The sequence below is a fragment of the Variovorax sp. S12S4 genome (assembly GCF_023195515.1).
Classification (GTDB): domain Bacteria; phylum Pseudomonadota; class Gammaproteobacteria; order Burkholderiales; family Burkholderiaceae_C; genus Variovorax.
On record NZ_JALPKR020000002.1, the window covers coordinates 899,154 to 925,656 of the forward strand.

Genomic DNA, 26,503 nt, shown 5'->3' on the forward strand with positions numbered 1-26,503 from the left:
TCCTCCGCCGCAACTCCGCCGCACTGGCGACACCCCGCGCATGACACCCATGAACTGGAAGCTGGCCTTGCTCGCGCTGCCCGTGTTCCTCACCGGCTGTGTTCAGTCGATGTTCTATTACCCCGACCGGGTGCGCTACGAAACGCCCGATGCGCTGGGGCTGCGATATGAGGCGGTGCAATTTGCCAGCGCCGACGGCACGCGCCTGAGCGGCTGGTTCATTCCCGCCGCAAGCCGCCAGAACCCGAAGGATGCCAAGGGCACGGTGGTGCATTTCCACGGCAACGCGCAGAACATGTCCGCGCACTGGCGCTTCGTTGCGTGGCTGCCGAAGCAGGACTTCAACGTGTTCGTGTTCGACTACCGCGGCTATGGCGAGTCCGAAGGCAAGCCGGAGCCCAAGGGCGTGTTCGAGGATTCCAATGCCGCGCTGGACCATGTGCGCTCGCGCGCCGACATCGACCCCGGGCGCCTTTTCGTCTTCGGCCAGAGCCTGGGCGGCACCAACGCCGTGGCGGCGGTGGGTTCGGGCAACCGGGCCGGCGTGAAGGCAGCGGCCATCGAAGCGACCTTTTATTCGTACTCATCGATTGCCAGCGAAAAGCTCCCGGGCGCCGGCCTTCTGGTAACTGACGAATACGCCGCATCGAAGTACATCGCGGCCGTTTCGCCGATTCCGCTGCTGCTCATCCATGGCACGGCCGATGCGGTGATTCCGCATTCGCATTCGCGCCGCCTGCTCGAAGCCGCACGCGAGCCCAAGCGGCTGATCGAAGTGGCCGGTGCCGCTCATCTGGAGCCCATGACCCATCGCTTCGGCACCACTTACCAGCGCGCGCTGGTCGAATTCTTCGACGCCGCGCTGCAATCACGGCAACCATGAAGCACTTCGACGAAATCGCCACCCGCGAACCGCTGGCTTTTGCACGGCTCGTACCCGCGCTGCGAGCCGCCTTCGCCGCCGAGGCGCAGGTGCCACCGCGGCATGTGCACAGCATCGAGACGGCCGGCGGAAACAAGGGCACCGTGCTCATCATGCCGGCATGGAGCGACGCGGGGTTCCTCGGCATCAAGACCATCAACGTCTTTCCGGGCAACAGCGCGCGCGGCCTGCCCGGCCTGCATGCCACCTACGTGCTGTACGACGCGCGCACCGGCGTGCCGCTGGCGATGATGGACGGCAACGAGCTCACCGCGCGCCGCACGGCGGCCGCATCGGCGCTGGGCGCAGCGTTTCTGGCGCGGGCTGATGCACGCCGGCTGCTGGTGGTGGGCACCGGCCGCATCGCCAGGCTGCTGCCCGCCGCGCATGCGAGCGTGCGGCCCATCGACGAGGTGCAGGTGTGGAACCACCGGCCCGAAGGCGCCGAGGCCCTGGCCGCGCAGTGGCGCGAAGAGGGTTTGAATGCCCGTGCCGTCACCGCGCTCGAAGCGGCCGTGCGGCAAGCCGACATCGTGAGTTGCGCCACTCTCGCGACCGAGCCGCTGGTGCGCGGCGAATGGCTGAGCGCGGGCTCTCACCTGGACCTGATCGGCAGCTTCACCCCCGCCATGCGCGAGGCCGATGCCCGCTGCTTTGCGGGCGCGCGCACCTTCATCGACACCACCGAAGCATTGCAGAAAGCGGGCGAGCTGCTCGATGCAATGGCGGTCGGCACGCTGCGCGCCGATGAGGTGCAGGGCACGCTCGCCGCACTCTGCCGGGGCGAATGTGCGGGCCGCACAAGCAGCGGCGAGCGCACCGTTTTCAAGGCCGTGGGCAGCGCGCTCGAAGACCTGACGGCCTCCACGCTGGTCTGGCGGCATGCCGAATCGACGCCAGCCTAAGGCTTAAGGCCTAGAAAACCGCGGCTGTTTGCCGGCATGGATAGCCATTTACTGACAAGCACATACGTCAAGCGGCTGATGGCACGCGTCTTGCGCCATGGCTAATCTGATGCCCATATTCCAGAGGCCAGCCCCATGCTCACCATTCTTCAGAAAGCCACCATCCTCAGCAAAGCCGGTTTCGAGGTTCCCGCCTGCCCGGCCGAAGACCCGTCGGCAAACTCGACCAGCGTGGTTTCGCAAAAGATGCACGAATGGGGCAAGGCCATCGAGACGATGTACGTGGCCTACGTGGCAGCCCGCGCGGCCAAGAGCCTGCGGGACGCCGAAGAGTCGCGCCAGACGGACATGCTGCGGCGGCTTTCGTTGACCGCCTGGGCTGCGTAAGGCGCATTCGCCCTTTCGCCAGCCGCCCGGGCCGCGTCAGCGCTCAGCCGAAGGTGAACGCGTAGGCCTGCGCGCCCGCGTCCAGAAACTCGATCTCGAACAGCCTGTCTTTCCCGTCAGTCCCATTGGTGGCTTGGCGCACCAGCTGATAGAGCTTCTGCGCATCGACGACCCCATAGCCCTGCGCGTCGGTGTCGGCGCCATGATCCGCCAGCGGCGGCTTGCCATCCACCAGCACCCTGAAGCGCACCGGCTTGCCGTTGGCCGAGGGGCCGAGCACCAGGTGCAGGTCGCGCGCCTGAAAGCGATAGGCGATGCGGCCGTTCGCACTGTTGAGCACCGCGCGCTCGGCCTCCACGGTCCAGTCGCCGGCCAGCGCCCACTGATTGGTGCGCAGCGAAGAAGCCGCCTGGTAGACCTTTGCATGATCTCGCACCACACCGCCGGGCGAGGCAAAACCGTGCGCGCGCTCGTGGCCCAGGTAGGTTTCGCCGGACAAGGCGGGCTCGGGGCCGGGCTGTGCCTGGGTACCCTGGCCCGAGGGAGCGACCAGCCCGGCAGGCACGCGAGCCTGTCCGGCCTCGGCCAGCAGTTGCTGGATGACTTGTTCGGCCTTGTCGTAGCGGCCCTCGCCGAACTGGTGATGGCGGACACGGCCCTCGGCATCGACGAAGTAGAACGCGGGCCAGGCGCGGTTGCCGAAGGCGCGCCAGATCGCGAAGTCGTTGTCCGTGGCTACGGGAAAGCCGATGCCCAGGTCCTTGGTCGCGCGGCGCACGTTGGCCGAGCGTTTTTCGAACGCGAACTCCGGCGTGTGGACGCCCAGCACGACGAGGCCCGCGTCCTTGTACTTCTCGGCCCATGCATTCAGGTAGGGCAGCGTGCGCAGGCAGTTGATGCACGAATAGGTCCAGAAGTCGACCAGCACCACCTTGCCGCGCAGCGCCTCGGGCGTGAGCGGCGGGGAGTTGATCCATTCGGTGGCGCCGGCCAGAGAAGGAAAGTTGCCCTCGACCCTGAGTTCGCGCGCAGGCACGGCGGCCGGGCGGTTGTCCGACACCCGCACGAAGCCCGCGTCTTCCTGCGCGGCAACCGGCTCCCCATGCGGCTTGCCGGGCTTGATCTTGTCCACCAGCGCCTGCTCCAGCGCCGAGGTGGTGCCGACCGACAGGCGCGCGAGCAGGCCGGTGTCCAGCCCCAGCGCGATGGCGCCCACGCCCACCAGCACGGCCGCGCCGGCGGCTCGCCGCACCCATTCGCCGCCATGCAGCGACCGCTTCATGACCGAGAACACGCGCCCGCCGAACAGCAGCGCGGCCGCCAGCGACGTGCAGGCACCCGCGGCATAGGCCAGCAGCAGAAGCGAGGTACCCACGCTCGCGCCATTGAGCGCCGCGCCGGTCAGGATAAGGCCGAGGATCGGGCCCGCGCACGGTGCCCAGAGCAGGCCGGTGCCCACGCCCAGCATCAGCGGGGAAAACACCGCGCTCGGCGCCGCATTGCCTTGCGGCTCGGACATGCGCATGCCCAGCGCCACCAAGGGGCGGGTCATGCGGTCGGCGACGCTTGGAAACAGCAGCGTCACCCCGAACAGCGCGAGCATCGCAATGGCGGCATAGCGCCCGTACTCGTTGAGCGTGACGATCCAGCCGCCGCCCACCGCCGCCAGGGTGGCAACGGCGGCAAAGGCCAGCGCCATGCCCACCAGCATCGGCAGGCCGTGCGAGCGAAACGGGCGGTCGGCGCGTGCGAACACGAATGGCAGCACCGGCAGGATGCAGGGGCTCAATATGGTGAGCACCCCGCCCAGGTAGGCGATGAGGAGGATGAGCATGATCGGGGTCGTCCGTGAAAAGATGTGTTCAGTGCGCGGGCGCGGTGCCCAGCGTGAGCCGGGCTTCCAGCCCGCCTTCGGCGCGGTTGTTCAGCGTGAGCTCGGCGCCCATGGCCATGGCAAGCTGGTGCGCAATGGCCAGGCCCAGGCCGGTGCCGCCGGTGCTGCGGTTGCGCGAGCTCTCGACGCGGTAGAAGGGCTTGAGCACCGCTTCGAGCTCGTCGGGCGGAATGCCCGGTCCGTTGTCGAGCACGGCCACCACCAGCTTGCCGCCCTCGGCATGCACCTGCACGCGCACGTCGGTGCCGAACTTCAGCGCGTTGTCGATCAGGTTCATCAAGATCCTGCGCAGCGCGTTGGGTCGGCTCACGATGGGCGCGCCGGCCTTGCCTTCGAGCCGCACCTGCTGGCCCACGTCTTCATAGTCGGCCACCATGCTCTCGAGCAGCGCGTCGGCGTCGATGCGCAGCGGCGGCTCGGTCGCGCCGTGCAGCGTGCGTGCGTAGGTAACGCCCTCGCGCACAAGGGAGTTCATGGCGTCCAGGTCTTGCCGGAACTTCTCGCGGTCGTGCTCGTTGTCCATCAGGTCGGTGCGAAGGCGCATGCGCGTGATGGGCGTCTGCAGGTCGTGCGAAATGGCCGCCAAGATCTCGACGCGCTCGGCCATGTAGCCGGCGATGCGCTGCTGCATGGCGTTGAACGCGCGTGCCGCATGCGCAACTTCGCTGGGCCCGTCTTCCGCGAGCGCCTGGCCTTTGAGGTCAGGCCCGAGCTCATCGGCGGCGGCGGACAGTTGCGCAAGCGGCCGCGTGACCAGCCTCACCGCATACCATGCGCAAATGGCCAGCACCAGCAGTTGAACGACCAGCAGCCACATCACCCAGCCCGACACAGGCATGCCCACGCGCCTGGCATGCACCACCACGGTAGACCCATCACCCAGCCGCACCTGGATCTGCAGCCCCTCGGGCGGCCAGGCCACCTCTCCCACCTTGACGATCTCGAACGGGCGCATCGCTTCCACGATGGCGGCGGCAAACTGGCGCGAAGCGGGCGAGCCGGGCTCGGTACCCTCCGCGCTGCCGCCCAGCACAAAGCGGTAGTTGCGCCGCTCCAGCCGGTCGAGCCAGCTTGCGCGCTCGGCCGCGGGAAGGCGGTCGAGAATGGCGACCGAGCTGGCGATGTCGCGCTCGATGCCGATCATCATCAGCTCGCGAAGCGCCATGTTCCGCTCGTAGCGAATCGCGGCGAAAGTGAGCAGTTGCGCAACGGCCAGGCCCACCACGATGATCAGCGTCACGCGGTAGAACAGCGAACCCGGCAGCAGCCTGCGCCACCCCTTGGCGGCATTCGCGACATTCGCGGCACGGGCCGTGTTCGCAGAAGGGTTCGCAGGAGTGGGCATGGGCGCTTTCTTCTATGGGCGGCGTGACCGGGTCACACCAGGTTGATGGCAACGTCGATGTTGCCTCGTGTGGCCTTGGAGTATGGGCAGGTCTGGTGCGCCGCGTCGGTCAGGGCCTGTGCCACTTCGCGGTCCAGGCCCGGCAGGCTCACGTTCAGGCGCGCCTGCAAGAAATACTCGCCGCCGGCCATGCCCAGGTCGACTTCCGCGTCCACCGCCAGGTCGGACGGCAGCGTGACCTTCATCTTGCCGGCCGCCTTGCCCATGGCGCCGATGAAGCAGGCGGACCAGCCGGCGGCAAACAGCTGCTCGGGGTTGGTGCCGGCGCCGGCGCTGCCGGGCGAAGAAAGCTTGATGTCCAGGCGGCCGTCGGAGCTGCGCGCTTCGCCGTCGCGGCCGCCTGAAGAGGTGTGGGTCTTGCCGGTGTAGAGGACTTTTTCGATGCGGGTCATGGTGATTCCTTGATGGAGGTTGACATACGTTGGTTTGCGAACGAACGGATTGTTGGGCCGCCCCTGCCCTGCCAAACCGCATTGCGTATGCCTATGTATCCGCGCAAGAAATCAACACACTACGTTTCACTGTTCGCAGCCTTCGGGCGGCGGTGACGCTACATTGCGGCTGCGGCGCCTTCCGCGCCATCCTTCTCCTGTTCACTGCCATGACACCCAAGACTTCCGATCACATCCTCATCGTCGACGACGACCGGGAAATCCGCGAGCTGCTCACCACCTACCTGGTGAAGAACGGCCTGCGGGTGGTTGCGGTGCCCACCGGGCGGCACATGCGCGCCGCGCTCGAGGAGTCGGGCCCGTTCGACCTGATCATTCTGGATTTGATGCTGCCCGGCGAAGACGGGCTCACGCTGTGCCGGGACCTTCGCACCGGCAAGTACAAGGCCACGCCCATCCTCATGCTGACCGCACGCAGCGAGGAGGCCGACCGCATCCTGGGCCTGGAGATGGGCGCCGACGACTACCTGGCCAAGCCCTTTTCGGCGCGCGAACTGCTCGCGCGGCTGCGCGCCGTGATGCGCCGCACCCGCATGCTGCCTCCCAACATGAATGCCGCCGAGCCGGCGCAGAAGCTGGCGTTCGGCGAGTGGGAGGTCGACACCGTGGCGCGCCACCTCATCGACGAAAGCGGCGTGATGGTGGCGCTGAGCGGCGCCGAGTACCGGCTGCTGCGCGTGTTTCTGGACCACCCGCAAAAGGTGCTGAGCCGCGACCAGTTGCTGAGCCTGACCCAGGGCCGCGAGGCCGAGCTCTTCGAGCGGTCCATCGACCTGCTCGTGAGCCGGCTGCGGCAGCGGCTGCGCGACGATGCGCGCGAGCCGCGCTACATCAAGACCGTGCGGAGCGAAGGCTACGTCCTCGCTTCGTCGGTCGAGGCGAAAGACTGACCGACGCAATGCACTGGCAGTTGGTCGGGTTGCGCACCTCGTGCGCCACGCCGCCCGCAAAAAAAAGCAGCGCAAACCAGAGCTTCTTCATTTGGCGCTCCCGCCCGGCGCCGAGGCAGCGGCCGCAACGGCCGAAGGTTCCGCAAGCAGCGCCTGGATCTTCTTCTCGGTGGCGCCGTAGCTGCCTTCGCCAAAGTGCGAGTAGGCGATGCGCCCCTCCTTGTCGATCAGGTACACAGCGGGCCAGTACTGGTTGTTGAAGGCCCGCCAGGTGCCGTAGCTGTTGTCCTGCGCTACGGCGTGCTTGATCTGCAGGCGCTGGATGGCGTCCTTCACGTTCTTCGTCGATTTCTCGAACGCGAACTCGGGCGTGTGCACGCCCACCACGGTCAGGCCCTTGTCCTTGTACTTCTCGTGCCACTCCTTCACGTGCGGCAGGTGGTTGAGGCAGTTGATGCAGGTGTAGGTCCAGAAGTCGACCAGCACCACCTGGCCGCGCAGCGCTTCGAGCTTGAGCGGTGGCGAGTTGAGCCATGTGTCGATGTTCTGGAACTCCGGCGCGGGGCGCACCACGCCCGCGGGCGTGTCGCCGCCGAGCCGTGGCGCGGCAAACGTCAAGGCGCCCACCGATGCGGCAATGGCCGCACCGATGGCAATGAGGGAGAGCTTCATGGTGGTTCCTTCGTGCGATGCGCAAGGGCGCAGTTGATGACCTGTGGATTGTTTTTCGCCCACCGGCCACACGGCCCACATTGCGTATGCCACTGTGTCGAGATTGGGAAACCAACACACTACGTTGCACAACGACGGTCGCCCCGCGCCTGGCTTCGGAGCGCCGATCACCCATGAGTCGCAGGGCTTCTCGATCCGTCGGCTTGACCTCAAGTTAGGTTGAGGAAGCACATTGCGTCGCATGAACAGTGACCAGCAACCCTCCAGCCGTCCAGGCCGCATCGAGCAGGCGCTCGAAATCCATCGAAGCATTGCCGCATGCAATGAGTACCTTGCACGCAGCGACAACGTTCATTCGTTGACGGCGGCATTGATGCTGCCTTGCTACCGCGTCGAGTTCGGCCGGCTGACGCTCGCGATGTCTGCCGCGGAGAAGAACGAGCTGATGTCGTTGCTCCCCGCTGGGACGCAGTGACGCGGCGTTCTCAGTCTTGCGCGGGCTCGAGCCTGACCATCAGTCGGCGTGCGCCCGGCCCTTGCGATGCCAGCTTGTCGGCGGGATTGCGGAGGCGGCATCGGTCGATGGACAGGCAGCCGCAGCCGATGCAGTCGTCCAGCGTGTCGCGCAGCTTCTTGAGCTGGGCCATGCGCTCGTCCAGCTCTGCGCGCCACGCGGCCGAAAGCCGTGCCCAGTCGGCTCGGCTGGGCGCGGCGGAGGTGGGGAGCGTGGCAAGGGCGTCGGCAATGTCGGCCAGCGCAATGCCGACGCGCTGCGCCACGCGGATGAAGGCCACCCGCCGGAGTACGTCACGTGCATAGCGGCGGTGGTTGCTCGGCGCCCGATGGCTCGCAATGAGCCCCTTCGACTCGTAGAAATGAAGGGTGGACACGGGCACCCCACTGCGCTGCGCGACCTCGCCCACCGAAAGGGTGGCGGAAAAGTCGGGCGGTTCTGCTGGCTTGGATTTCTTCATCGAGACCTCTCGATCTCGACTTTAGTTGAGGTTTTTCTTCCCTCAAAAACCCGCGCGGCGAATCAGGCCACGCAGCAGACCGCGCAGCGGTGGTTCGTCAGACGCGTTCCAGGATCACGGCAATGCCCTGCCCCACGCCGATGCACATGGTGCACAGCGCATAGCGTCCGCCGCCCTTATGCAGCTGGTTCACCGCGGTGGTGGCAAGGCGCGCGCCGCTGGCGCCCAGCGGATGGCCGAGCGCAATGGCGCCGCCGTTGATGTTGACGCGCGCGTCGTCGTCCTTCAGGCCGAGCAGGCGCAGCACGGCAAGGCCCTGGGCCGCGAAGGCTTCGTTGAGTTCGATGACGTCGATCTGGTCGATGGTGAGGCCGGTGAGCGCCAGCACCTTTTGAGTGGCAGGCGCGGGGCCGATGCCCATCACGCGCGGCGCAACGCCGGCGGTGGCCATGCCGACCACGCGGGCGCGCGGTGTGAGCCCGTGCTTGGCGGCGCTGGCTTCGTCGGCCAGCAGCAGCGCGCAGGCGCCGTCGTTCACGCCGCTGGCGTTGCCGGCGGTCACGGTGCCGTCGGGGCGCACCACGCCCTTGAGCTTGGCGAGCGATTCCAGGCTGGTTTCGCGCGGATGCTCGTCCTTGTTGACGATGAGCGCATCGCCCTTCTTCTGCGGCACGGTCACGGGCACGATCTCGGCGTCGAAGAAGCCGGACTTCTGCGAGGCCACGGCGCGCAGTTGCGAGTTGAGCGCCATCAGGTCTTGCGCCTCGCGCTCGATCTTGTAGTCGGTGGCCACGTTCTCGGCCGTCTCGGGCATGGAGTCGACGCCGTACTGCGCCTTCATGAGCTTGTTGACGAAGCGCCAGCCGATGGTGGTGTCGTACACCGCGTTGTTGCGGCTGAAGGCGCTTTCGGCCTTGGGCATGACAAACGGTGCCCGGCTCATGCTTTCCACGCCGCCGGCGATCATCAGCCCGGCTTCACCGGCGCGGATGGCGCGCGCCGCGGTGCCCACCGCATCGAGGCCCGAGCCGCACAAGCGGTTGATGGTGGCGCCGCCGAGCTCGATAGGCAGGCCCGCCAGCAGCGCCGACATGCGCGCGACGTTGCGGTTGTCTTCGCCGGCCTGGTTGGCGCAGCCGTAGAGCACATCGCTCACGGCTTGCCAGTCGACGTTCTTGTTGCGTTCCATCAGCGCCTTGAGGGGCACGGCGCCGAGGTCGTCGGTGCGCACGCTGCTGAGCGAACCGCCGTAGCGGCCGAAGGGGGTACGAACGGCGTCGCAGATGAAGGCTTGGTTGGTCATGTCTTTTGTCTCAAAAGTGAACGAATCCGCTTCAGGCGGCAATGGGAAGGCCCACGAGCTTCTCGAGTTCTTCTCGGCTGAGGCCGTCGACCAGGTCGACGAGCTTCAGGCCCTGGGGCGTGCATTCGAGCGTAGCAAGGTCGGAGTACACCCGCTTCACGCAGCCGATGCCGGTGAGCGGATAGGTGCATTCCTGCACCAGCTTGCTCACGCCCTGCTTGGTGAGCAGGTCCATCATCACCCAGGTCTGCTTGGCGCCGATGGCCAGGTCCATGGCACCGCCGACAGCGGGAATGGCGTCTTTCTCGCCGGTGTGCCAGTTGGCAAGGTCGCCCGTGGCCGACACCTGGAAGGCGCCGAGCACGCAAATGTCGAGATGGCCGCCGCGCATCATCGCGAAGCTGTCGGCATGGTGAAAGAACGAGCCGCCCGGCAGCAGCGTGACGGGCTGCTTGCCGGCATTGATGAGGTCGTAGTCTTCTTCGCCGGCCGCGGGCGCGGGGCCCATGCCGAGAATGCCGTTCTCGCTTTGCAGGATGACCTCGCGGCCTGCTGGCAGGTGGTTGGCCACGAGCGTGGGCTGGCCGATGCCCAGGTTGACGACGGCGCCGTCGAAGATGTCCTGCGCCACGCGGGCGGCGAGCTGGTCCTTGGTGCGACGTTGGTAAGTGCTGCTCATGTTCATGCTGCCTTCTTGAAGCCGCCGGCTTGCGTCGCCACGCGTTCGATGCGCACCACCTGGTGCACGAAGATGCCCGGCGTCACGACGGTCTCGGGGTCGAGCGTGCCGAGTTCGGCAATGTCGTGCACGGTGGCAATGGTCTTCTTCGAAGCCATGGCCATCACGGGGCCGAAGTTGCGCGCGGCCTTGCGGTAGACCAGGTTGCCCCAGCGGTCGCCGCGCTCGGCCTTGATGAGCGCCACGTCGCCGTGGATGGGGTACTCCAGCACATATTGCTTGCCGTCGATCTCTCGCGTTTCGCGGTCGCCAGCGAGTTGCGTGCCGTAGCCCGTCGGGCAGAAGAAGGCGCCAATGCCGGCGCCCGCCGCGCGAATGCGCTCTGCCAGGTTGCCCTGGGGCACCAGTTCGAGCTCGAGCTTGCCGCTGCGGTAGAGCCCGTCGAACACCTGGCTGTCGGCCTGGCGCGGAAAGCTGCAAATGATCTTGCGCACGCGGCCGGCCTTGAGCAGCGCGGCCAGGCCGGTTTCGCCGTTGCCGGCGTTGTTGTTGACGACGGTGAGGTCCTTGGCGCCCTGCTCGACGAGGCCGTCGATGAGTTCGCCGGGAATGCCGGCGGTGCCGAAGCCGCCGATGAGAACCGTGGCGCCGTCCTGGATGCCTTCAAGGGCATCGGCGACCGAGCGCGCGATCTTGTTGATCATGAAGCCTGTCTCCGGGAGTGAAGAAAGAAACCGAACTGCCTGCGATCCGCTCGGCCGACCCGATCGATCCTGCGAATCGCTGATTTGTTCGTCTAAAGAACATTTGTTCGTATAATGAATTCTAAAGAGGATCACCCCGCATGGCAACCCACGCTCTGAAAACCGCTACGCTCAGGACGCCCGAGGCACCCGCCCCCGGCGACAGCTACGTGCAGTCGTTTGCGCGCGGCCTGCAGGTGATTCGCTCGTTCAGCGAAAGCGCCCCCAGGCAGACGCTGAGCGAGGTGGCGGCCGCGAGCGGGCTCACGCGGGCCGGCGCGCGGCGCATTCTGCTCACGCTGCAGACCCTGGGCTATGTGGTGACCGACGGCAAGCTCTTCACGCTCACGCCGCGCATCCTCGACCTGGGCTTTGCGTACCTCTCGTCGATGCCTATATGGAACCGCGCCGAGCCGGTGATGGAAGCGCTGGTGCAGCAAGTGCAGGAGTCTTGCTCGGCCGCTGTGCTCGACGCGACCGACATCGTCTATGTGATGCGCGTGCCGACCAAGAAGATCATGCACATCAGCCTGGGCGTGGGCTCGCGGCTGCCGGCGTACTGCACTTCACTGGGCCGGCTGCTGCTGGCCGACCTAGAAGATAACGAGGTGCGCGCGCGGCTCGAAGCCTCGAGCATCGAGCCGCTCACCAAGCACACGGTGACCGACATCGATGCGCTCATGACGAAGGTGGCGCAGGCAAGAAGGCAGCAGTGGTGCCTTGTGAACCAGGAGCTTGAGGAGGGTCTCATCTCGGTGGCCGCCCCCATCGTCAATCGGCAGGGCCGCATGGTCGCGGCACTGAACATCAGCGGCCAGGCCAACCGCACCAGCGCCAAGGTGATGCAGGAGACCATGCTCCCGGCGCTGATCGACGCCGCAAAGAAGGTCTCCCAACTGCTTTAGGCGCACTGGAGGGCGTGCTAGCCCTCCGACTGGATGCCCTTCATGATGATCACGCCGCCCAGGCGCGCCGTGTCGGAGCGCATGCGCTTGGCCAGCGCATCGGGCGTGCCCGGCTGCGCCTGCCAGCCGGTCTTCAGCAGGGCCTGGCTCACATCGGGCGAGCTGGTCACTTCGACCAGCGCGGCATTCAGCTTGGCAACGGCCGCCGGCTTCATGCCCGCAGGCGCGGCCAGCGCGGTCCAGATCTCGAGGTCGGCGCCGCGCACGTCGGCATCGCGAATCGTGGGAAGCTCGTTGGCCAAGGGGCTGCGCTCGGGCGAGGTCACGCCAATGCCCTTGATCTTTCCCGACTTCACATGCGGCAGTGCCAGGCCGGGCGGCAGCAGCGCGAGCTGGATCTCGCCGGCCAGCAGGCCGGCAATGACTTGCGGGTTACCGGTGTAGGGCTTGTGCTGCGCGGTAATGGCGGCGCGGCTCTTGATGAGCTCCATGCCCAGGTGGCCCACCGTGCCCACGCCCGGCGTGCCGTACTTGCCGCTGCTGCTCAGGTTGCGCGTCCACAGCAGCAGCTCGGCCGCGGTCTTGCCGGGCGCGTTGCCCGAAACCACGAGCACCAGCGGTGCGGTGCCGATCATGCCGACCGGCAGGAAGTCTTTCTCGGGGTCGAAGCTGAGCTTGGGGTTGAGCAGCTTCGCAATCGTGAGATTGCCGTTGATCAGTGCACCGATGGTGTGGTCGTCTGTGGCCTTGGCCACCTGGTCGGCCACGAGGTTGCCGCTGGCGCCCGGCTTGTTCTCGACCGTGACCGGCTGCCGCAGGATCTTCGACAGCGGCTCGGCGATGGCGCGGGCCGCCAGATCGGGCGATGCACCGGCGGGAAAGCCCACGAGGATGCGAACAGGCTTGGTGGGCCACGCGTCGCCGCCGGCCGCGCCGGCTGCGGGGCGCTGCTGCGCCAGGGAACCCGGCGCAAAAAGCGACGCGGCAAATGCTGCTGCGCCGCTTTCTAGCAAGCGGCGTTTGGTGATCTTCAAGGTGGCTCCAGAGAGTGAAGGAACTGGGAGATTGCTGACAATCTGCTTACACAACGTTACATGATCGTGCTGCGTTGCGCAAGTCGATGCGTATTCATCGATGTGGGCATGCATCGGCCTGTTGACGGCTGCGCAATCCGGTGCATTGGCCCTCGGATTTACCGTGTATCCGCAAGTTAACCGCCCACATACAATCCCTGCCGCATCTCCCTTTCCCCTCCTACGAGGTCTTGTCCGCAATGCCCAAGAGCCCCCTCCCGCGCGCCCGTTTCAGCCTTACTCCTGCCGTGCGCGCCCTGCTCCTGGCAACCGCCTGCGGCATGGCACTGCCCGCGCTCGCCGCGGCCGAGCACGATGAAGTCGACCGGCTCATTCAGGCCGGCAAGCTCGACGAGGCGATGGGCCGCGCCGACGCCTTCCTGAAGGACAAGCCGAAGGACCCGCAGATGCGCTTCCTCAAGGGCGTGATCCAGCTCGACATCGGCAAGCGCGCCGAAGCCATTGCGGCTTTTACGCAACTCACGCAAGACGCACCCGAGCTTCCCGAGCCCTACAACAACCTGGCGGTGATCTACGCGAGCCAGAACCAGTTCGACAAGGCGCGCAGCGCGCTCGAAAGTGCGATTCGCACCAACCCGAGCTACGCCACGGCGCAAGAGAACCTGGGCGATGTGTACGCGCGGCTGGCCAGCCAGGCCTACAGCAAGGCATTGCAGCTCGACCAGAACAACACGGCAGTGCAGCCCAAGCTCGCGGTGATCCGTACCTTGTTCACTCCCACGCCGGCCGGCAAGCCCACGGCAGCGGTGGCGGCGGCAGCGCCCGCTGCCGTGGCGAAGGCACCCGTCGCGGCGGCACCGGTGCCTGCGCCCGCACCCGCTCCGGTCGCCAAGGCGGCGCCCCTCGCACCGGCGCCCGCGGTGGTTGCGAAAGCGCCGGAAGCTTCGGCACCGCCCGCTTCGGCACCTACGGCCGCACCCGCACCCGCACCCGCATCCGCATCCGCACCGTCCGCAGCCTCCCCCGCCGCAACAGCCGAAGTGGAATCCGCCGTGCGCGGATGGGCTTCTGCGTGGGCGGGCCAGGACATGGACCGTTATCTCGCCGCCTACGGGCCCGACTTCAATCCCGGCGCCGGCCAAAGCCGCAAGAGCTGGGAAGAAGAGCGCCGCGCGCGCATCGTCGGCAAGTCGAGCATCAGCGTGAACATCGAAAACCTGGTGATCAACGTCAACGGCCAGGCGGCAACCGCCAAGTTCCGGCAGATCTACCGCGCCGACAACCTCAACATCTCGAGCCGCAAGACGCTGGAGGTGCAGCGCTCCGGCAACCAATGGCAAATTCGCAAGGAAAGCGTCGGCGGATAGTGGCGGACATCGTCCGGCACGCCCGGCCACAGAACTCTCCGCTGCAACTCGGCCGCACAAGGCTTGCCGCGCTCCTGGCGGCATCGGCCCTGCTGCTGGCGGCGCCCGGCGCGTCCGGCGCGTCGACGCAGGCCCCATCGGGCAGCGCCAAGGCGAGCAGCGCGAAGCCCAAGTCGTCTGGCGCCGCACGCACGGCTGCACACGGGGCCGGCAAGGCAGCAAAAGCCGGTACCCGGAAGGCCTCCGCAGCCGCAACCAAGACAGCGGCGGCCAAGCCCGCACCGCGTAAAGCCGCTGCATCGGCCGCCATCCAGGAAGCCACGGGCGCCGAAGCCCGCCTGATTGCTGTCTATGAACTGTTCGGCCGCGGCAAGACGCGGCCTGCGCTCGCAAAGGCACGCGACCTGGTGCGCGACTATCCCAACTTCCAGCTCGCCCAGCTCGTCTATGCCGACCTGCTGGCAACGCAGGTGCCGCCCGCCCACGCCTTCTCCGACGCCGGCATTGCGCGGCTGCGCAGCGATCCGGCCATGGCCGACCTGCGCGAAGAATCCCGGCGTCGCCTGCAGGCCCTGCGCGAGCGGCCGCCGGCCGGCACCGTGCCCTCCCAGTTCCTGGCGCTGTCGACGCGCAGCCGCTATGCCATTGCGGTCGATGCCTCGCGCTCCAGGCTTTACCTGCTCGAGAACTCCGACAAGGGACTGCAGCTCGTGGCCGACTACTACGTGTCGGTCGGCAAATCGGGCATCGACAAGGCCACCGAAGGCGATGCACGCACGCCGCTGGGGGTGTACTACATCACCAGCAGCCTGGACCCCAAGTCGCTGCGCGACTTCTGCAGCGCCGGCGCGCTGCCCATCAACTACCCCAACCCGTATGACGTGCGGCGTGGCAAGACCGGCGGCGGCATCTGGCTGCACGGCACTCCGTCGCAGCAGTTTGCCCGCGCACCGCAGGCCAGCGACGGCTGCGTGGTCATGGCCAACCCCGACCTGAAGCAATTGCTGCGCAAGGTGCAGATCGGCGCCACGCCGGTAATCACGGCGCGAAGCCTGCAATGGATCTCGCCGCCGCAGGCCGAAAAGGAAGCCCAGGCGTTCACAAGCACCATCGCGGCCTGGAAAGAGGCGCGGGCCGCCGGCAATGAAGCGCAATTGAAGAAGTTCTATTTGCCGGATTTCCAGCGCAGCAACAATAAAAAATCCACTGAAGGATTTGCAGCCCTCCACGACGAAGTGGAATACGCGCAGGGCAAGCGCGTCCAGTTCAAGGATGTGTCCTATCTGCATTGGCGCGACGGCGACGACACCATGGTCGCCACCTTCGGCGAGGTCTTCGAAGGCGAAAAGAGCGGGCGTACACGCCGCCAATACTGGCTGCGCCAAGGCAGCGATTGGAAGCTTTTTTACGAAGAAGTACTGGGCTAGGTACCCACTTAGGCCCTCCTGCTGACGGGGTTGTGCCCGAAAAATGTGATTTTTTCCTCAGACGGAACACCAAACTTGGGTGTTACATCTGGCTTCACATCGTCAGTGTTACGTAACACGTAACCCATTTGTTCCCGTAACAAGAATCTTTCGCACGTTCCGCGAAGCCGTAACGTGCGTCCCACATTCATGGGATACGGGCGCTCGGCCACAGAGGGAAGAATGCATTCCCAAGACGCCTGCTTCCCTCTGAGGGAGAAACTTCCAAGAGTTCGCCAGAAGGCTGGCCGCTATCGTGCTTACACCTTCTTGCTAGCACAGTAACGGCAGTGCCTCACGGGTTCACCTCCTTGATACACGGAGTTACGCTGTATAACATTCACCTTGCCAGTCGTTGTAACAACTTTCAAAAAGGGGTAAATCATGCTCAATTCAATTACTCGTTTTCTGCGTGACGAAGAAGGTGCCACCGCAATTGAATACGGAATTATTGCGGGACTGATTTCGGTTGTGATGATCACGGCAATTATCGGAGACGGTGGAATCGGAAAAAGCCTAGAAGCCATTTGGGGAAGCATTAAATCCTCCATTGCAACCGCCGCCACCCCGCCAGCACCTTGAGGTGTCGGAAAAGCAATGAAATCAGTCTTTTTGATCTGGTTGCTACTCATTGCCATCTATGACTTCCGGCAGCGCCGCGTTCCCAATTGGCTTGTGCTTGCAGGTGCCTTCCTGGCTCTTGCGGCGCTTGCAACGGGAATGGCTCCCATCGAGCAAGACTGGACTGGCGCCCTGCTCGGCGCAGGCATCGGCTTCGGCTTTCTGCTTCTTTTCTATGCACTCAGAGTCATGGGAGCCGGCGACGTGAAGTTCGCCGGAGCTCTCGGACTCTGGGTGGGCCTTTCTGCGCTGCCGCCGATATGGCTCGTCGGCAGCCTCCTTGCCGGTCTTCATGCCGCGCTTTGGCTCGCGCTCCAGCGCTGGCCCGTTTTCCCCCGGCTTTCGCTGGCGCTCTTCGGGCCGTCGTCTTCGCCGGAGGGCCAGCCGGCGCCAGCCCGGGTTCGATTTATTCCTTATGCGGCCTACCTCGCGCTGGCCGCCGCGGTGTGGATGGTTTGGGGTCGACAGGGTAGCTAGCCGCCCCGTCACCACGAGTTGTTCATCAATGACTCTCGAATGGCCCCTTCCTTGACCTGCCGCCCATGATCAATCTCACCAAAATCGTTGCCGCCGTCCTCGTGCTCCTGGCCCTCGCGCTCGGCGGCTATGCATGGCTGCTCAGCCGGCAGCCGCCACCGCCGGTCGCGGTCGCCCCTTCGGCCACCGCCGCGGCCAAGACGGCCCAGGCGCAAACCTTCCGCGTGGTCGTGGCGTCCAAGCCCCTGCCCGCGGGCCGCGCGATTCCGGCCGACGCGCTTCGCGTCGAACGCCTGACCATCAATCCCGCAGGCGCTTTCCAGGAGACGGCGCCGCTTGCGGGCCGGGTGCCCGTCATCGACCTGGGCGAGGGCACGCCGCTGGTCGAAGGGCAGCTGGTGTCCGGCCTGGCCCTGCGCGTCGGCGAAGGCGAACGCGCGGTCGCCATCAAGGCCGACGAGGTCATGGGCGTGGGCAACAAGGTACGGCCCGGCGATTTCGTCGATGTCTTCCTGATGCTCAAGTCCGACGGCAAGGACATCGACCGCAGCCAGGCGCGCCTGCTGCTGTCGCGCAAGCGCGTGCTGGCCTACGGCGGCGCCTCCATCGACGGCATGCCCACCGGAATGGACAAGAACGGCGCGGCCCAGCAGCAGGCCCAGCGCGCCGAGGCCGCCCGCACCGCCGTGCTCGCAGTGCCCGTCGATGACATCAACCGGCTGACGCTCGCCGAGAGCAGCGGCCGCCTGCTTCTGGCGCTGCGCAACCCCACCGACATGTCGGAACCCGATCCGAAGCTTTTTGCCGAACTGCCCACGGCGCTGCAGCCGGTGGCGCAAAAAGCCGGCGAAGCCCGCAGAGCCCCGCTCGAAGGCCTGGACCGCGCCCAGGCCGGCATGACCGCCGTCGACTTTGTGACGGGCGGCAAGGCGGGCAGCTCGCGAGTGCCGACCGTTGCCGCCGCAGCCCCGGCAAATCCCCGGCCCGCACGGGCGGTTCCCGCGGCGGACTGCAGGTCGAGGTCATTCGCGGCGACCGCAGCGAAACCATCAACTACTGATCAGCAACCAGTGGCACGCACATGCAAGCCACCCACGAAACGAACACCATGACGATCGCCCCTTGTGCGAAAACAACCGGCACGGCGCGCTTCACGCGCCCGACCCTTGCGGTGCTGTGCCTGCTGGCCTCGGGCGTCTGGGCGGTGGCGCCCGCAACGGCGGCCGATGCAGCGGCGGCGCCTGCGCGCGCTGCGCTTCAACTGCGCATCGATGCGGGCACGCAAAAGGAACTGCTGATCGGCAAGGGCATCGAGCGCATGGCCATTGCGGACGAAACCGTGGCGGGCGTTGCGCTCACCCGCCAATCGCCCAACTCGCCGGCGGCGCGCCTCATCGTCACCGGCAAGGCGGCCGGCCGCACCACGCTCATGGTCTGGGAAAAGGGCCAGGCCAACGCCATCGTCTATGCCCTTGAAGTCCGGCGCCGCACCTCCACGCTCAATGGCTCGCTCAACAGCATGGAGGCGCACCAGGAGGCGCGCGATGCGGCCATGTCGGCCGGCGGAGAAAAGTCGGCGCTGATCGATCGCTCGGTGGTCAATGTGCGCAGCAACACGGTGCAGGTCGAGGTCAAGATCGTCGAGTTCAACCGCAGCGTGCTCAAGCAGGCCGGCCTCAACATCTTCAGCACGCGTGCCAACTCCAACGGCTTCAGCTTCGGCGTGTTCACGCCGTCGTCGCTGCGTTCGGCCTCGTTCGCTCCGGACGGCTCGCTCAGCGGCGAACACAACAACCCGCTCGCGCAGGCATTCAGCCTTCTGTTCAATTTCGGCAAGGCCGGCATTGGCCTGAACGTGGGTTTTCTCGAGGGCAACGGCATGGCCCGCGTGCTCGCGGAACCGACGCTGGTGGCGCTCTCGGGCCAGAGCGCAAGCTTTCTGGCGGGCGGCGAACTGCCCGTTCCGGCGCCCCAGGGCCTGGGCACCACGAGCATCGAATACAAGCCCTTCGGCATCGGCCTCACCCTCACGCCCACGGTGCTGTCGAACGATCGCATCGTGCTCAAGGTAGCGCCGGAGGCCAGCGACCTGGACTACACCAACTCGCTCAGCATCGGCGGCGTGGCCGTGCCCGCCATCAGCACGCGGCGCGCCGACACCACGGTGGAACTCGGCGACGGCGAGAGCTTCATCATCGGCGGCCTCGTGAGCCGCACCACCACGTCGAACGCCGACAAGGTTCCGCTGCTCGGCGACATCCCGGTGCTCGGAACCTTCTTCAAGCAGAACAAGTACCAGATGAGCGAGAAGGAGTTGGTGATCCTCGTCACGCCGCACCTGGTGAAGCCGATCGCGCGCGGCACCGATCTGGGCCCGTACCTTCCCGGCGGCGCCGAGCAGCGCGACGGACCTGTATGGCGCGCTCATCTTCTGGGGCCCGCTTCGGGCACCACTGTTCCGGGCTTCTCACGTTGACTGAAACAAACCCCACAGATCCGGTGGCAGACGCCATGAACGCTCCCCGCGACAGCCTTCCAGACATCGGTGCGGAGACCTACCTCTTCGCATCGCCCAACAGCGGCCACATCAACTGGCTGACCGATGCACTCGCCCGGCTGGGCACGGTGGTGAACCTTCCCGCCGAGGCCAAGTCGCTGGACGAGCGCATGGCCATGCTCGGCCCCGCCGCGGTGTTTCTCGATTTTTCGGGCGACCACGCCGCGGCGGCAAGCGAGCTTCACCAGCGCCTCAAGCGCGAATGGCCCACGCTGCCGGTGCTGGCCACCGGCGTTTCGGCGGAGCCCGCTTCCATGCTGGCCGCATTGCGCGCAGGCGTGGACGACTTCGTGGACATGGCCGCGCCGCCGACGGACGCGGTCAACACGCTGCGCAAGCTGCTCGAGCGCCAGAGCAGCCTGCCGGGCCGCACGCGCGGACGCACGCTGGCCCTGCTCGGCGCGCGCGCCGGCATCGGCGTGACCACGCTCGCGGCCAGCCTGTCGCTCGTGCTCAAGGACCAGCTGTGCCAGGCCGGCGCCCTGCCCCAGGCCGGCCGCAACACGCGCGGCGGCGTCGCGCTGCTCGACCTCGGGCTTCCGGCGCGAGACGGTCTGCTTTATCTCGACACGCAAAGCGGCTTCAGCTTTGTCGACGGCGTGCGCAACCTGCGCCGCCTCGACCAGACGCTGCTGCACACGGCGCTGGCCCATCACGCGAGCGGTGTGGCCGTGCTCCCGCTTCCCGCGAGCCTTGCGCAGGTGCGCGAGATCTCGCATGCGGATTCGGTGGCGCTGATCAAGCGGCTCGGTGATTTTTTCGATTTCCAGATTGCCGACCTCGGAGGCTTTTCGACGCTGGACTTCGTCGCGCAGACGGTGAAGGCGGCGCCGCGCAGCTGGGTGGTGTGCGACCAGAGCATCGGTGCCATCGTTTCCACGGCGACCATGCTCAAGGAACTGCGCACGCGCGGTGTGGAGACCCAGCAGCTGTCGCTCGTGGTCAACAAGTTCGACAGCCATGTGGGCCTGTCCGCCAAGGACGTTGCCGAACGGCTCGAACTGCCGCTGCACCACGTGGTGCCGGCGCGCAGCACGCAACTGCTGGCGGCGGCAAGCCGCGGCGAAATGCTGGTGCGCACCGCGCGCAACGACGCCTATTCGCAAGCCGTGGCCGAACTGGCGCGCGGCCTGCACCAGGAATTCGTGTCCGGCACAGGCCAGCCACCGGCCAAGGAATCCCGCTGGGCGGCGCGCATGCCGCGAATTGCCGGTCTCTGGAAAAGCTCTAGCGAAGGTTGAACCGCCCTTATGTCCAACGATCTCGAATTCGCCGACGACGACCAGGCGTTCATCAACTCCCAGCAGTTCCAGGACATCAAGAGCTGGACGCACGACCATCTGCTGAGCCGCATCGAAGAGCTCGGCGCGGAGTTCGGCCGCTGGTCGCGCGCCTCGATCCAGCAGTTTGTCGAACTGGAAGTCGACAGCTTCGTGCGGCTGCGCCGGGTGCCGATCAACGACCGCGAGATGCAGCTCATCTCCGACGCGCTGACCAAGGAGCTGGCGGGTTTCGGCCCGCTGGAAGACCTGCTCAACGATTCGGCCGTCGAAGACATCCTGATCAACGGCTACCAGAACGTGTACGTGTCGCGCCACGGCATGCTCGAGCGCGAGACGGTGCGCTTTGCCGATGCGGAGCACGTGATGCGCATCGTGCGCCGCATTCTTGCGCCGCTCGGCCGGCGGCTGGACGAATCCAACCCGATGGTCGATGCGCGCCTGCCGGACGGTGGCCGCATCAACGTGATCATCGAGCCGCTGGCGATCGACGGGCTCTCGGTTTCCATTCGCAAGTTCCGCAAGGAGCCGCTCACGCCGGCCGACATGGTGAAGCTCGGCACCTTCGACGCGGGCATGGCGCAGCTGTTGGAGATCGCGGTTCGCGCGCGCTGCAACATTCTTGTGAGCGGCGGCACCAGTTCGGGCAAGACCTCTCTGCTCAATGCGCTGGCCACCTTCATTCCGCCGCGCGAGCGCGTCATCACCATCGAAGACACGGCGGAGCTTTCGCTCGGCACCAGCCACGTGGTGCGGCTCGAAAGCCGCCCGGGCGGATTCGACGGCACCGGCGTGGTGTCGATCCGCGACCTGCTGCGCAACAGCCTGCGCATGCGGCCCGACCGCATCATCGTGGGCGAGGTGCGCGGCGCCGAAGTGATCGAGATGATGCAGGCAATGAACACGGGCCACGAAGGCTCGATGGGCACCATCCACGCCAGTTCGCCGCGCGAGTGCCTGTACCGCCTTGAAATGCTCGCAGGCTTTGCGGGCTACCAGGGCAGTGAAGTGAGCCTGCGCCGGCAGATTGCCAATGCCATCGATTTCATCGTGCAGATCGGGCGCCTCTCGAATGGGCAGCGCCGCATCCTCTCGCTGAGCGAAGTCACGGGTGTCAACGACAACGTGGTGGCCATGCAGGAGCTCTATCGCTACGAGCCCATCACGTCGCCCGACGGCGAGGAGCGCGACCGCTGGATATCGCTGGGCATTGCGCCGCATTCGCCCAAGATCACGCGCTTCAGGCAGTCGCTGACACGCGCGCAGCAGGGAGACAACAACCGTGCGTGAAATGCTGCTCGCGGTGGCCTGCCTCGCGCTGCTGTTCGCAGCCGCGGGGCTGCTGCTGTGGCAATGGGCCAAGGGCCGCCAGGCACGCCAGGCGGCTGCGCGGCACCTGAACCAGCAGATCCAGGCCAGCACGGCCGCCGGTGCACCGACGCCGATGCCCATCCCCTTGCGGGACCCGGCCAACGACCACCTCATGGCCGGCGTGACCTCGGACCCATGGCTCAACGCAGACGCAGGCACTCCGGCCGCCGCACCCGCAGGGTTGCTCGAGAAGGCCTTGCCCGAATGGCTGATCGGCGTGATCGCTCCGCGCACGGCCGCGCTGGGGCTGGCCGCCGTCGTGGCTGCGGCCGCACTCGCCGGCCTGCTTGCCGGCTGGGTATCGGGCCTGAGTGCGCTCGCGCTGCTGGCTGTTCTCTCGGCGTTCGCGGTCTGGCTGCGGCTGCAGAAGTTCCGCCGCAAGCTCGTGAGCCAGCTGCCCGGGTACATCGACGCGATGGTGCGGCTGATCACCATCGGCAACTCCACGCAGGCGGCTTTCCAGCTTGCGATTGCCACCACCGAGGCGCCGCTGCGCGGCCAGCTGGAGCGCTCTGCAGCGCTGGTGCGCGCGGGCATGGACCTGGACCGCGCCCTGCACCAGACGGCCAGCAATGTGCGCATCGAGGAAATGTTCCTGCTGGCGTCCATCCTCGGCCTGGGCGTGCGCTACGGCGGGCGCTCCGACCTGCTGCTGGAGCGCGTGGGCAACTTCATGCGCGATCGCGAGCAAGCCGAGCATGAGCTGCTCGCCCTGTCGTCCGAAACCCGGCTTTCGGCCTGGATTCTCGGGTTGCTGCCGGTGAGCGTGGGCGCCTTCTTCATCCTCACCAATCCCGGCTACTTCATGGGAATGTGGAACGACGGGACCGGCCGCATCATGGTCCTCTCGGCCGCAGGCTTTCAGCTGTTCGGTGCGGCGCTCCTTTACCGGCTGGCGAAACTCACATGACCTTCACCACCAACCAGCTGGCGATCATCAGCCTGGCGCTGCTGGCCCTGGGCCTCATGGCCGGTGCCGGCGCGCTGATTGCGGCCGAGCTGCGGCGCTCGCGCAGCGGCAAGGTCATCGGCCGCGCCATCCAGCAGGTCACCACGGCGCCGGGCGGATCCGCGGTGTCCGTCGATGCGGCCGACGTGTTCAACGCCTCGGCAAAGCCGGACATCGAGTTGCCGTTTCACTGGCTCGATTCGCGGATCGGCCGCGCACTCGTGGCCAACGAGGACCGCAACCTCATCGATCAATGCGGCTTTTCCTCGAAGCGGGCGCAGCTGGTCTTCCTGGTGGCCCGTATCCTCTTCACGTTCCTTCTTCCCTTTGCCGTCTACGTGCTGTGGAGCGCGGGCCGGTCGCAGCGCACGGTCACCATCGTGCTGGCGGTCGCGTTCGTCATCGGCTTCATGGCACCCAAGTGGGTGCTCGGCCGCATCGCCGCCAAGCGCCGCGAGCGGGTGAACCAGGAACTGCCGCTGTTCATCGACCTGCTTCGCCTTCTGCAAGGCGTGGGGCTGAGCCTGGACCAGAGCCTGCAGATCATGGTCAGCGACTTCTCGCACGTGCTGCGCGTGCTCGGCTACGAGCTGACCTTTGCCAACAACCAGTACAGCCGCGGCCGCAGCCGCGAGCATTCGCTGCAGCGCCTTGCAACCCTGCACAAGAACGAGAACCTCCGCGGGCTCGTGTCCTTGCTGGTGCAGGTCGACAAGCACGGCGGCGCCGTGCAGGAGCCGCTGCGCGTCTTCAGCGACCGGCTGCGCGAACACCGGCGTTCCGAAATGAAGGAACGCATCGGAAAAATCACCGTGAAGATGACCGCGGTGATGGTGACCACGCTGCTGCCGGCGCTGGTCATCGTCACTGCGGGGCCGGCCTTTCTGGCCATCTTCCGTTCACTGGGAACCGCCGCCAAATGAAGCCACTCGACCTTTGCGCAAGCCCGCGTCCTGCTTGCCGCCTGCTGGCCATCGCCTGCGCGGCGGCTGCGGCGTTTGCCCTCACCGGCTGCGCCGGCCCCAAGGACCAGTACGCCGCCAGCGCCGATGCGCAGCAACGCATGGCCGCCGAAGCCGCCGCGGACACCAAGGCCGGTGCGGCCGTGGACACCCAGCCCACCTATCTCAAGCTCGTCGAGCAGATGCAGAAGGAAGACCTGTGGTTTGCATCGCTCGCGCACATCGACGCCCTGGAGCAGCGTTGGGGCGTGTCGCCCGAATCCACACGCACGCGCGCCGAAGCGTTGCGCCACACCGGACAGGCCGCAGCCGCCGAAGCCGCCTACAAGCGCCTGCTGGCCACGCCGCTGGCAAGCGCGGGCTACCGTGGCCTCGGCCTTCTGGCGGGCATGCGCGGCAACTATGCCGAGGCGGTCCAGCTGCTGGCGCAAGCGCAGCGCCGCACCCCGACCGATGCGCTGCTGCTGAGCGATCTCGGCTACGCGCACCTGGGCGCCGGCCAGATCGAGGAAGCGCGGCTGCCGCTGATGCAGGCCCTGCAACTGCGCCCCGACAGCACCCAGGCGCAAGCCAACCTCGCGCTCTATCTCGAAGTGACCAACCAGCCCGACCGGGCGGCAGCGCTGATGGACGCGCACCGCATGCCCCAGCCCACGCGCGCGGCCGTACGCGAAGCCGCACTGCAGATGCGCGCATCGGGCAGGCTGCCCGCACCCGTTGCTGCTGCCGCAGCGGCGAGCACTCGCGTCGAACCCGTTGTGGCACCCCTTGCGCTCAAGCCGTCCCGATGGACCGGTGCGGGCGGCATGAGAACCGCGAGCCAGACCAACCCTTCGGCCTCCGCACCTGAAGCGCCGCTTTCACTGAACTCGACCTCGCGAGGTACACCATGAACCACCAGCTTGCCGAGCGGATCGCGTTGACGGCCGCATTCTTCTTCATGACGACCACCGCTTGGGCGCAAGCCGTGCCGCCAGCGTCGCACCCCACGGAGGCGCAGAAGACGCAGGAGGCGCGGGAGGTCGAAGCTGAGGCCGAGGCTGAAGAGTTCGAATCGCCGCCACCGCTGCTGATGGGCGATGCCACGCAGAGCCTGCTCGCCTGGCAACGCAGCGGAGAAATCGCCTCGCGCACACCCCGGCCCATTGCCGGCAGCGTGGCCAGCCGCAGCTATGAGCGCTACATCAAGAGCTTCGAGCACCCGATCCCCGAGCACCTCGGCTCCACGGTGAGCAAGTCGAAGGGCGGCGGCGCCTCTTCTTCCGGAGGACGGTAGGCAAAACGCCGACCCTCGCCGCGCAAGAGAACCACAATGGAAACACGCAGCCACGCAAACCCCGGACGCGCCCAACACGGCGTGTACGCGATCGAGTTTGCGTTCGTGTTCCTGATCATCTTTGCGCTGCTGTACGCGGTGATTTGCTACGGCTTCTTGTTGACGATGCGCATGAGCCTGCAGAACGCGGCGGAAGACGGCGCCCGTGCAGGGCTGCGTTACCAGAGCAGCCTCGAAGCCAGAAAAACCAAGGCCAACGACATTGCCGTAGAGCGCAGCGACTGGCTGCCCGCGGGCCTGAAAGCGAACCGGAACGTCGAGGCAAGAATCTGCCTGGCTGGAACGGACGACTGCTCGCAGGCGGCGCCCCCATGCGGCCCGGAATGGAACAACCGGTGCCAGGTGGTCGTGACCGTTGCTGTCAGTGGGATAGACACGCTGTTTCCCGCGTTCCCGAGCTTTGCGGTTCCCGCACGGATTGCGGGCCAGGCCAGCATGCTGCTCGACGGGAGGTCGTTGTGAAGCCCGGCCGGCTCAAGCTCGAACGGGCCATGGCTCGCCGCCAGCGAGGCGTGGCCGCCATCGAGTTTGCGCTCGTCTTCGGTGTTCTGTTCCTCGGCATCTATGGGCTCGTGACGTTCTGCGGCGTTTTGTATGTGCAGCAGGTCATCTCTCGCGCGGCCGAAGACGGGGCGAGAGCCGCTCAGTCTTTCCGCAGCGACACGCCGGCCGCAGAACTGCAGACGAATGTTCGAACGGCGGTGTACCGGTCGCTGGCACTCTCGACGATTACCCCCGCTTCCGCAGGCAGCGCGCCTTCTTCAAAAGAAACTTGGCTTCGCGCGAAGATGGCGTCACCGGAAGTGACAGTTTCGACTGGAGAAATCGCGGTGAGGGTGACATACCCCTACCGCGAAAACCCGCTGCTGCCGGCCGTTCCGCTGACCGGCAGCTGGATGCCTGAGCACCTGCTTGGCAAGGCCACGGCCGCCAGATCTTCTTCATAAGCAGA

The 26,503-nt window shown here is 66.6% G+C and carries 29 protein-coding genes; 20 read left to right on the forward strand and 9 right to left on the reverse strand.

Annotated features, from left to right (window positions below; genetic code table 11):
* Positions 1-40 precede the first annotated feature (40 nt).
* The 3 genes from M0765_RS04760 (at position 41) to M0765_RS04770 (ending at position 2,214) form a co-directional block, all read left to right on the forward strand.
* Entirely contained in the window at positions 41-883 is an 843-nt protein-coding gene (locus M0765_RS04760; protein WP_258502304.1) for an alpha/beta hydrolase, read from the forward strand.
* Positions 880-1,827: an ornithine cyclodeaminase family protein gene (locus M0765_RS04765; RefSeq protein WP_258502306.1), complete on the forward strand. Its 948-nt coding sequence runs from the start codon at positions 880-882 to the stop codon at positions 1,825-1,827. The genes M0765_RS04760 and M0765_RS04765 overlap by 4 nt, the downstream gene beginning before the upstream one ends.
* 135 nt (positions 1,828-1,962) lie before the next feature.
* The gene (locus tag M0765_RS04770) at positions 1,963-2,214 is read left to right on the forward strand and encodes a hypothetical protein (RefSeq protein WP_258502308.1); all 252 of its coding nucleotides are present in this window, start codon (positions 1,963-1,965) and stop codon (positions 2,212-2,214) included.
* A gap of 43 nt (positions 2,215-2,257) precedes the next feature.
* Here M0765_RS04770 and M0765_RS04775 read toward each other — a convergent pair whose 3' ends face one another.
* From M0765_RS04775 to M0765_RS04785, 3 genes are read right to left on the reverse strand one after another with little or no spacing between them, the layout of a single operon-like run.
* Positions 2,258-4,048, reverse strand: coding sequence for a cytochrome c biogenesis protein DipZ (locus M0765_RS04775; RefSeq protein ID WP_258502310.1), 1,791 nt, complete (start codon positions 4,046-4,048; stop codon positions 2,258-2,260).
* A 28-nt stretch (positions 4,049-4,076) separates the two neighbouring features.
* On the reverse strand, positions 4,077-5,453 hold the full coding sequence (locus tag M0765_RS04780) for an ATP-binding protein (protein WP_258502312.1): 1,377 nt from the start codon (positions 5,451-5,453) through the stop codon (positions 4,077-4,079).
* Positions 5,454-5,485: 32 nt separating this feature from the next.
* Positions 5,486-5,905, reverse strand: coding sequence for an organic hydroperoxide resistance protein (locus tag M0765_RS04785; protein ID WP_258502313.1), 420 nt, complete (start codon positions 5,903-5,905; stop codon positions 5,486-5,488).
* Between the two features lie 209 nt (positions 5,906-6,114).
* Here M0765_RS04785 and M0765_RS04790 point away from each other — a divergent pair, with 209 nt between their 5' ends.
* Complete coding sequence (locus tag M0765_RS04790; protein WP_126747108.1) at positions 6,115-6,855, forward strand: response regulator; 741 nt, start codon at positions 6,115-6,117, stop codon at positions 6,853-6,855.
* 87 nt (positions 6,856-6,942) lie between these two features.
* Here M0765_RS04790 and M0765_RS04795 read toward each other — a convergent pair whose 3' ends face one another.
* Positions 6,943-7,527 carry a thioredoxin family protein gene (locus M0765_RS04795; RefSeq protein ID WP_258502314.1) on the reverse strand — a complete coding sequence of 195 codons (585 nt, stop codon included), beginning with the start codon at positions 7,525-7,527 and terminating at the stop codon, positions 6,943-6,945.
* A gap of 241 nt (positions 7,528-7,768) precedes the next feature.
* Between M0765_RS04795 and M0765_RS04800 the strand changes: the two genes are divergently transcribed.
* Positions 7,769-8,002: a hypothetical protein gene (locus M0765_RS04800; RefSeq protein ID WP_258502315.1), complete on the forward strand. Its 234-nt coding sequence runs from the start codon at positions 7,769-7,771 to the stop codon at positions 8,000-8,002.
* Positions 8,003-8,012: 10 nt separating this feature from the next.
* On the opposite strand, the gene soxR is transcribed toward M0765_RS04800, so the two are convergent.
* The 4 genes from soxR to M0765_RS04820 form a co-directional block, all read right to left on the reverse strand.
* Positions 8,013-8,501, reverse strand: coding sequence for a redox-sensitive transcriptional activator SoxR (soxR, locus tag M0765_RS04805; RefSeq protein WP_258502316.1), 489 nt, complete (start codon positions 8,499-8,501; stop codon positions 8,013-8,015).
* Between the two features lie 97 nt (positions 8,502-8,598).
* Positions 8,599-9,804 carry a 3-oxoadipyl-CoA thiolase gene (pcaF, locus tag M0765_RS04810; protein WP_258502317.1) on the reverse strand — a complete coding sequence of 402 codons (1,206 nt, stop codon included), beginning with the start codon at positions 9,802-9,804 and terminating at the stop codon, positions 8,599-8,601.
* A 31-nt stretch (positions 9,805-9,835) separates the two neighbouring features.
* Positions 9,836-10,489: a 3-oxoacid CoA-transferase subunit B gene (locus M0765_RS04815; RefSeq protein WP_258502318.1), complete on the reverse strand. Its 654-nt coding sequence runs from the start codon at positions 10,487-10,489 to the stop codon at positions 9,836-9,838.
* A complete protein-coding gene (locus tag M0765_RS04820; protein WP_258502320.1) occupies positions 10,486-11,187 on the reverse strand; it encodes a 3-oxoacid CoA-transferase subunit A in 702 nt (233 codons plus the stop codon). Before M0765_RS04820 ends, M0765_RS04815 begins: the two co-directional genes overlap by 4 nt.
* 140 nt (positions 11,188-11,327) lie before the next feature.
* Here M0765_RS04820 and M0765_RS04825 point away from each other — a divergent pair, with 140 nt between their 5' ends.
* Positions 11,328-12,131 (forward strand): IclR family transcriptional regulator domain-containing protein, encoded by an 804-nt coding sequence (locus M0765_RS04825; RefSeq protein WP_258502321.1) that lies wholly within the window; start codon positions 11,328-11,330, stop codon positions 12,129-12,131.
* Between the two features lie 17 nt (positions 12,132-12,148).
* Here M0765_RS04825 and M0765_RS04830 read toward each other — a convergent pair whose 3' ends face one another.
* A complete protein-coding gene (locus M0765_RS04830) occupies positions 12,149-13,165 on the reverse strand; it encodes a Bug family tripartite tricarboxylate transporter substrate binding protein (protein WP_258502322.1) in 1,017 nt (338 codons plus the stop codon).
* 239 nt (positions 13,166-13,404) lie between these two features.
* Here M0765_RS04830 and M0765_RS04835 point away from each other — a divergent pair, with 239 nt between their 5' ends.
* The 14 genes from M0765_RS04835 (at position 13,405) to M0765_RS04900 (ending at position 26,498) form a co-directional block, all read left to right on the forward strand.
* Positions 13,405-14,532, forward strand: coding sequence for a L,D-transpeptidase Cds6 family protein (locus M0765_RS04835; RefSeq protein ID WP_258502323.1), 1,128 nt, complete (start codon positions 13,405-13,407; stop codon positions 14,530-14,532).
* Positions 14,532-15,959, forward strand: coding sequence for a L,D-transpeptidase family protein (locus M0765_RS04840; RefSeq protein WP_258502324.1), 1,428 nt, complete (start codon positions 14,532-14,534; stop codon positions 15,957-15,959). Before M0765_RS04835 ends, M0765_RS04840 begins: the two co-directional genes overlap by 1 nt.
* Positions 15,960-16,382: 423 nt before the next feature.
* The gene (locus M0765_RS04845) at positions 16,383-16,580 is read left to right on the forward strand and encodes a Flp family type IVb pilin (protein WP_258502325.1); all 198 of its coding nucleotides are present in this window, start codon (positions 16,383-16,385) and stop codon (positions 16,578-16,580) included.
* 15 nt (positions 16,581-16,595) lie between these two features.
* Positions 16,596-17,096: an A24 family peptidase gene (locus M0765_RS04850; RefSeq protein ID WP_258502326.1), complete on the forward strand. Its 501-nt coding sequence runs from the start codon at positions 16,596-16,598 to the stop codon at positions 17,094-17,096.
* 65 nt (positions 17,097-17,161) lie between these two features.
* Positions 17,162-18,208, forward strand: coding sequence for a Flp pilus assembly protein CpaB (gene cpaB / locus M0765_RS04855; RefSeq protein ID WP_258502328.1), 1,047 nt, complete (start codon positions 17,162-17,164; stop codon positions 18,206-18,208).
* Positions 18,205-19,572: a type II and III secretion system protein family protein gene (locus M0765_RS04860; protein ID WP_258502329.1), complete on the forward strand. Its 1,368-nt coding sequence runs from the start codon at positions 18,205-18,207 to the stop codon at positions 19,570-19,572. The genes cpaB and M0765_RS04860 overlap by 4 nt, the downstream gene beginning before the upstream one ends.
* 35 nt (positions 19,573-19,607) lie before the next feature.
* On the forward strand, positions 19,608-20,894 hold the full coding sequence (locus M0765_RS04865; RefSeq protein WP_258502330.1) for an AAA family ATPase: 1,287 nt from the start codon (positions 19,608-19,610) through the stop codon (positions 20,892-20,894).
* Positions 20,895-20,903: 9 nt separating this feature from the next.
* Positions 20,904-22,223, forward strand: a complete 1,320-nt coding sequence (locus tag M0765_RS04870; protein ID WP_258502332.1) for a CpaF family protein — start codon at positions 20,904-20,906, stop codon at positions 22,221-22,223.
* Between the two features lies 1 nt (position 22,224).
* Positions 22,225-23,214, forward strand: coding sequence for a type II secretion system F family protein (locus M0765_RS04875; RefSeq protein WP_258508123.1), 990 nt, complete (start codon positions 22,225-22,227; stop codon positions 23,212-23,214).
* Positions 23,211-24,176 carry a type II secretion system F family protein gene (locus tag M0765_RS04880; protein ID WP_258502334.1) on the forward strand — a complete coding sequence of 322 codons (966 nt, stop codon included), beginning with the start codon at positions 23,211-23,213 and terminating at the stop codon, positions 24,174-24,176. The genes M0765_RS04875 and M0765_RS04880 overlap by 4 nt, the downstream gene beginning before the upstream one ends.
* Positions 24,173-25,108, forward strand: a complete 936-nt coding sequence (locus M0765_RS04885; RefSeq protein WP_258502335.1) for a hypothetical protein — start codon at positions 24,173-24,175, stop codon at positions 25,106-25,108. Before M0765_RS04880 ends, M0765_RS04885 begins: the two co-directional genes overlap by 4 nt.
* Positions 25,105-25,491, forward strand: coding sequence for a DUF3613 domain-containing protein (locus M0765_RS04890; RefSeq protein ID WP_258502336.1), 387 nt, complete (start codon positions 25,105-25,107; stop codon positions 25,489-25,491). Before M0765_RS04885 ends, M0765_RS04890 begins: the two co-directional genes overlap by 4 nt.
* Before the next feature lie 81 nt (positions 25,492-25,572).
* The gene (locus tag M0765_RS04895; RefSeq protein ID WP_258502337.1) at positions 25,573-26,013 is read left to right on the forward strand and encodes a TadE/TadG family type IV pilus assembly protein; all 441 of its coding nucleotides are present in this window, start codon (positions 25,573-25,575) and stop codon (positions 26,011-26,013) included.
* Positions 26,014-26,042: 29 nt separating this feature from the next.
* A complete protein-coding gene (locus M0765_RS04900; RefSeq protein ID WP_258502339.1) occupies positions 26,043-26,498 on the forward strand; it encodes a TadE/TadG family type IV pilus assembly protein in 456 nt (151 codons plus the stop codon).
* The last annotated feature ends 5 nt before the right edge of the window (positions 26,499-26,503 follow it).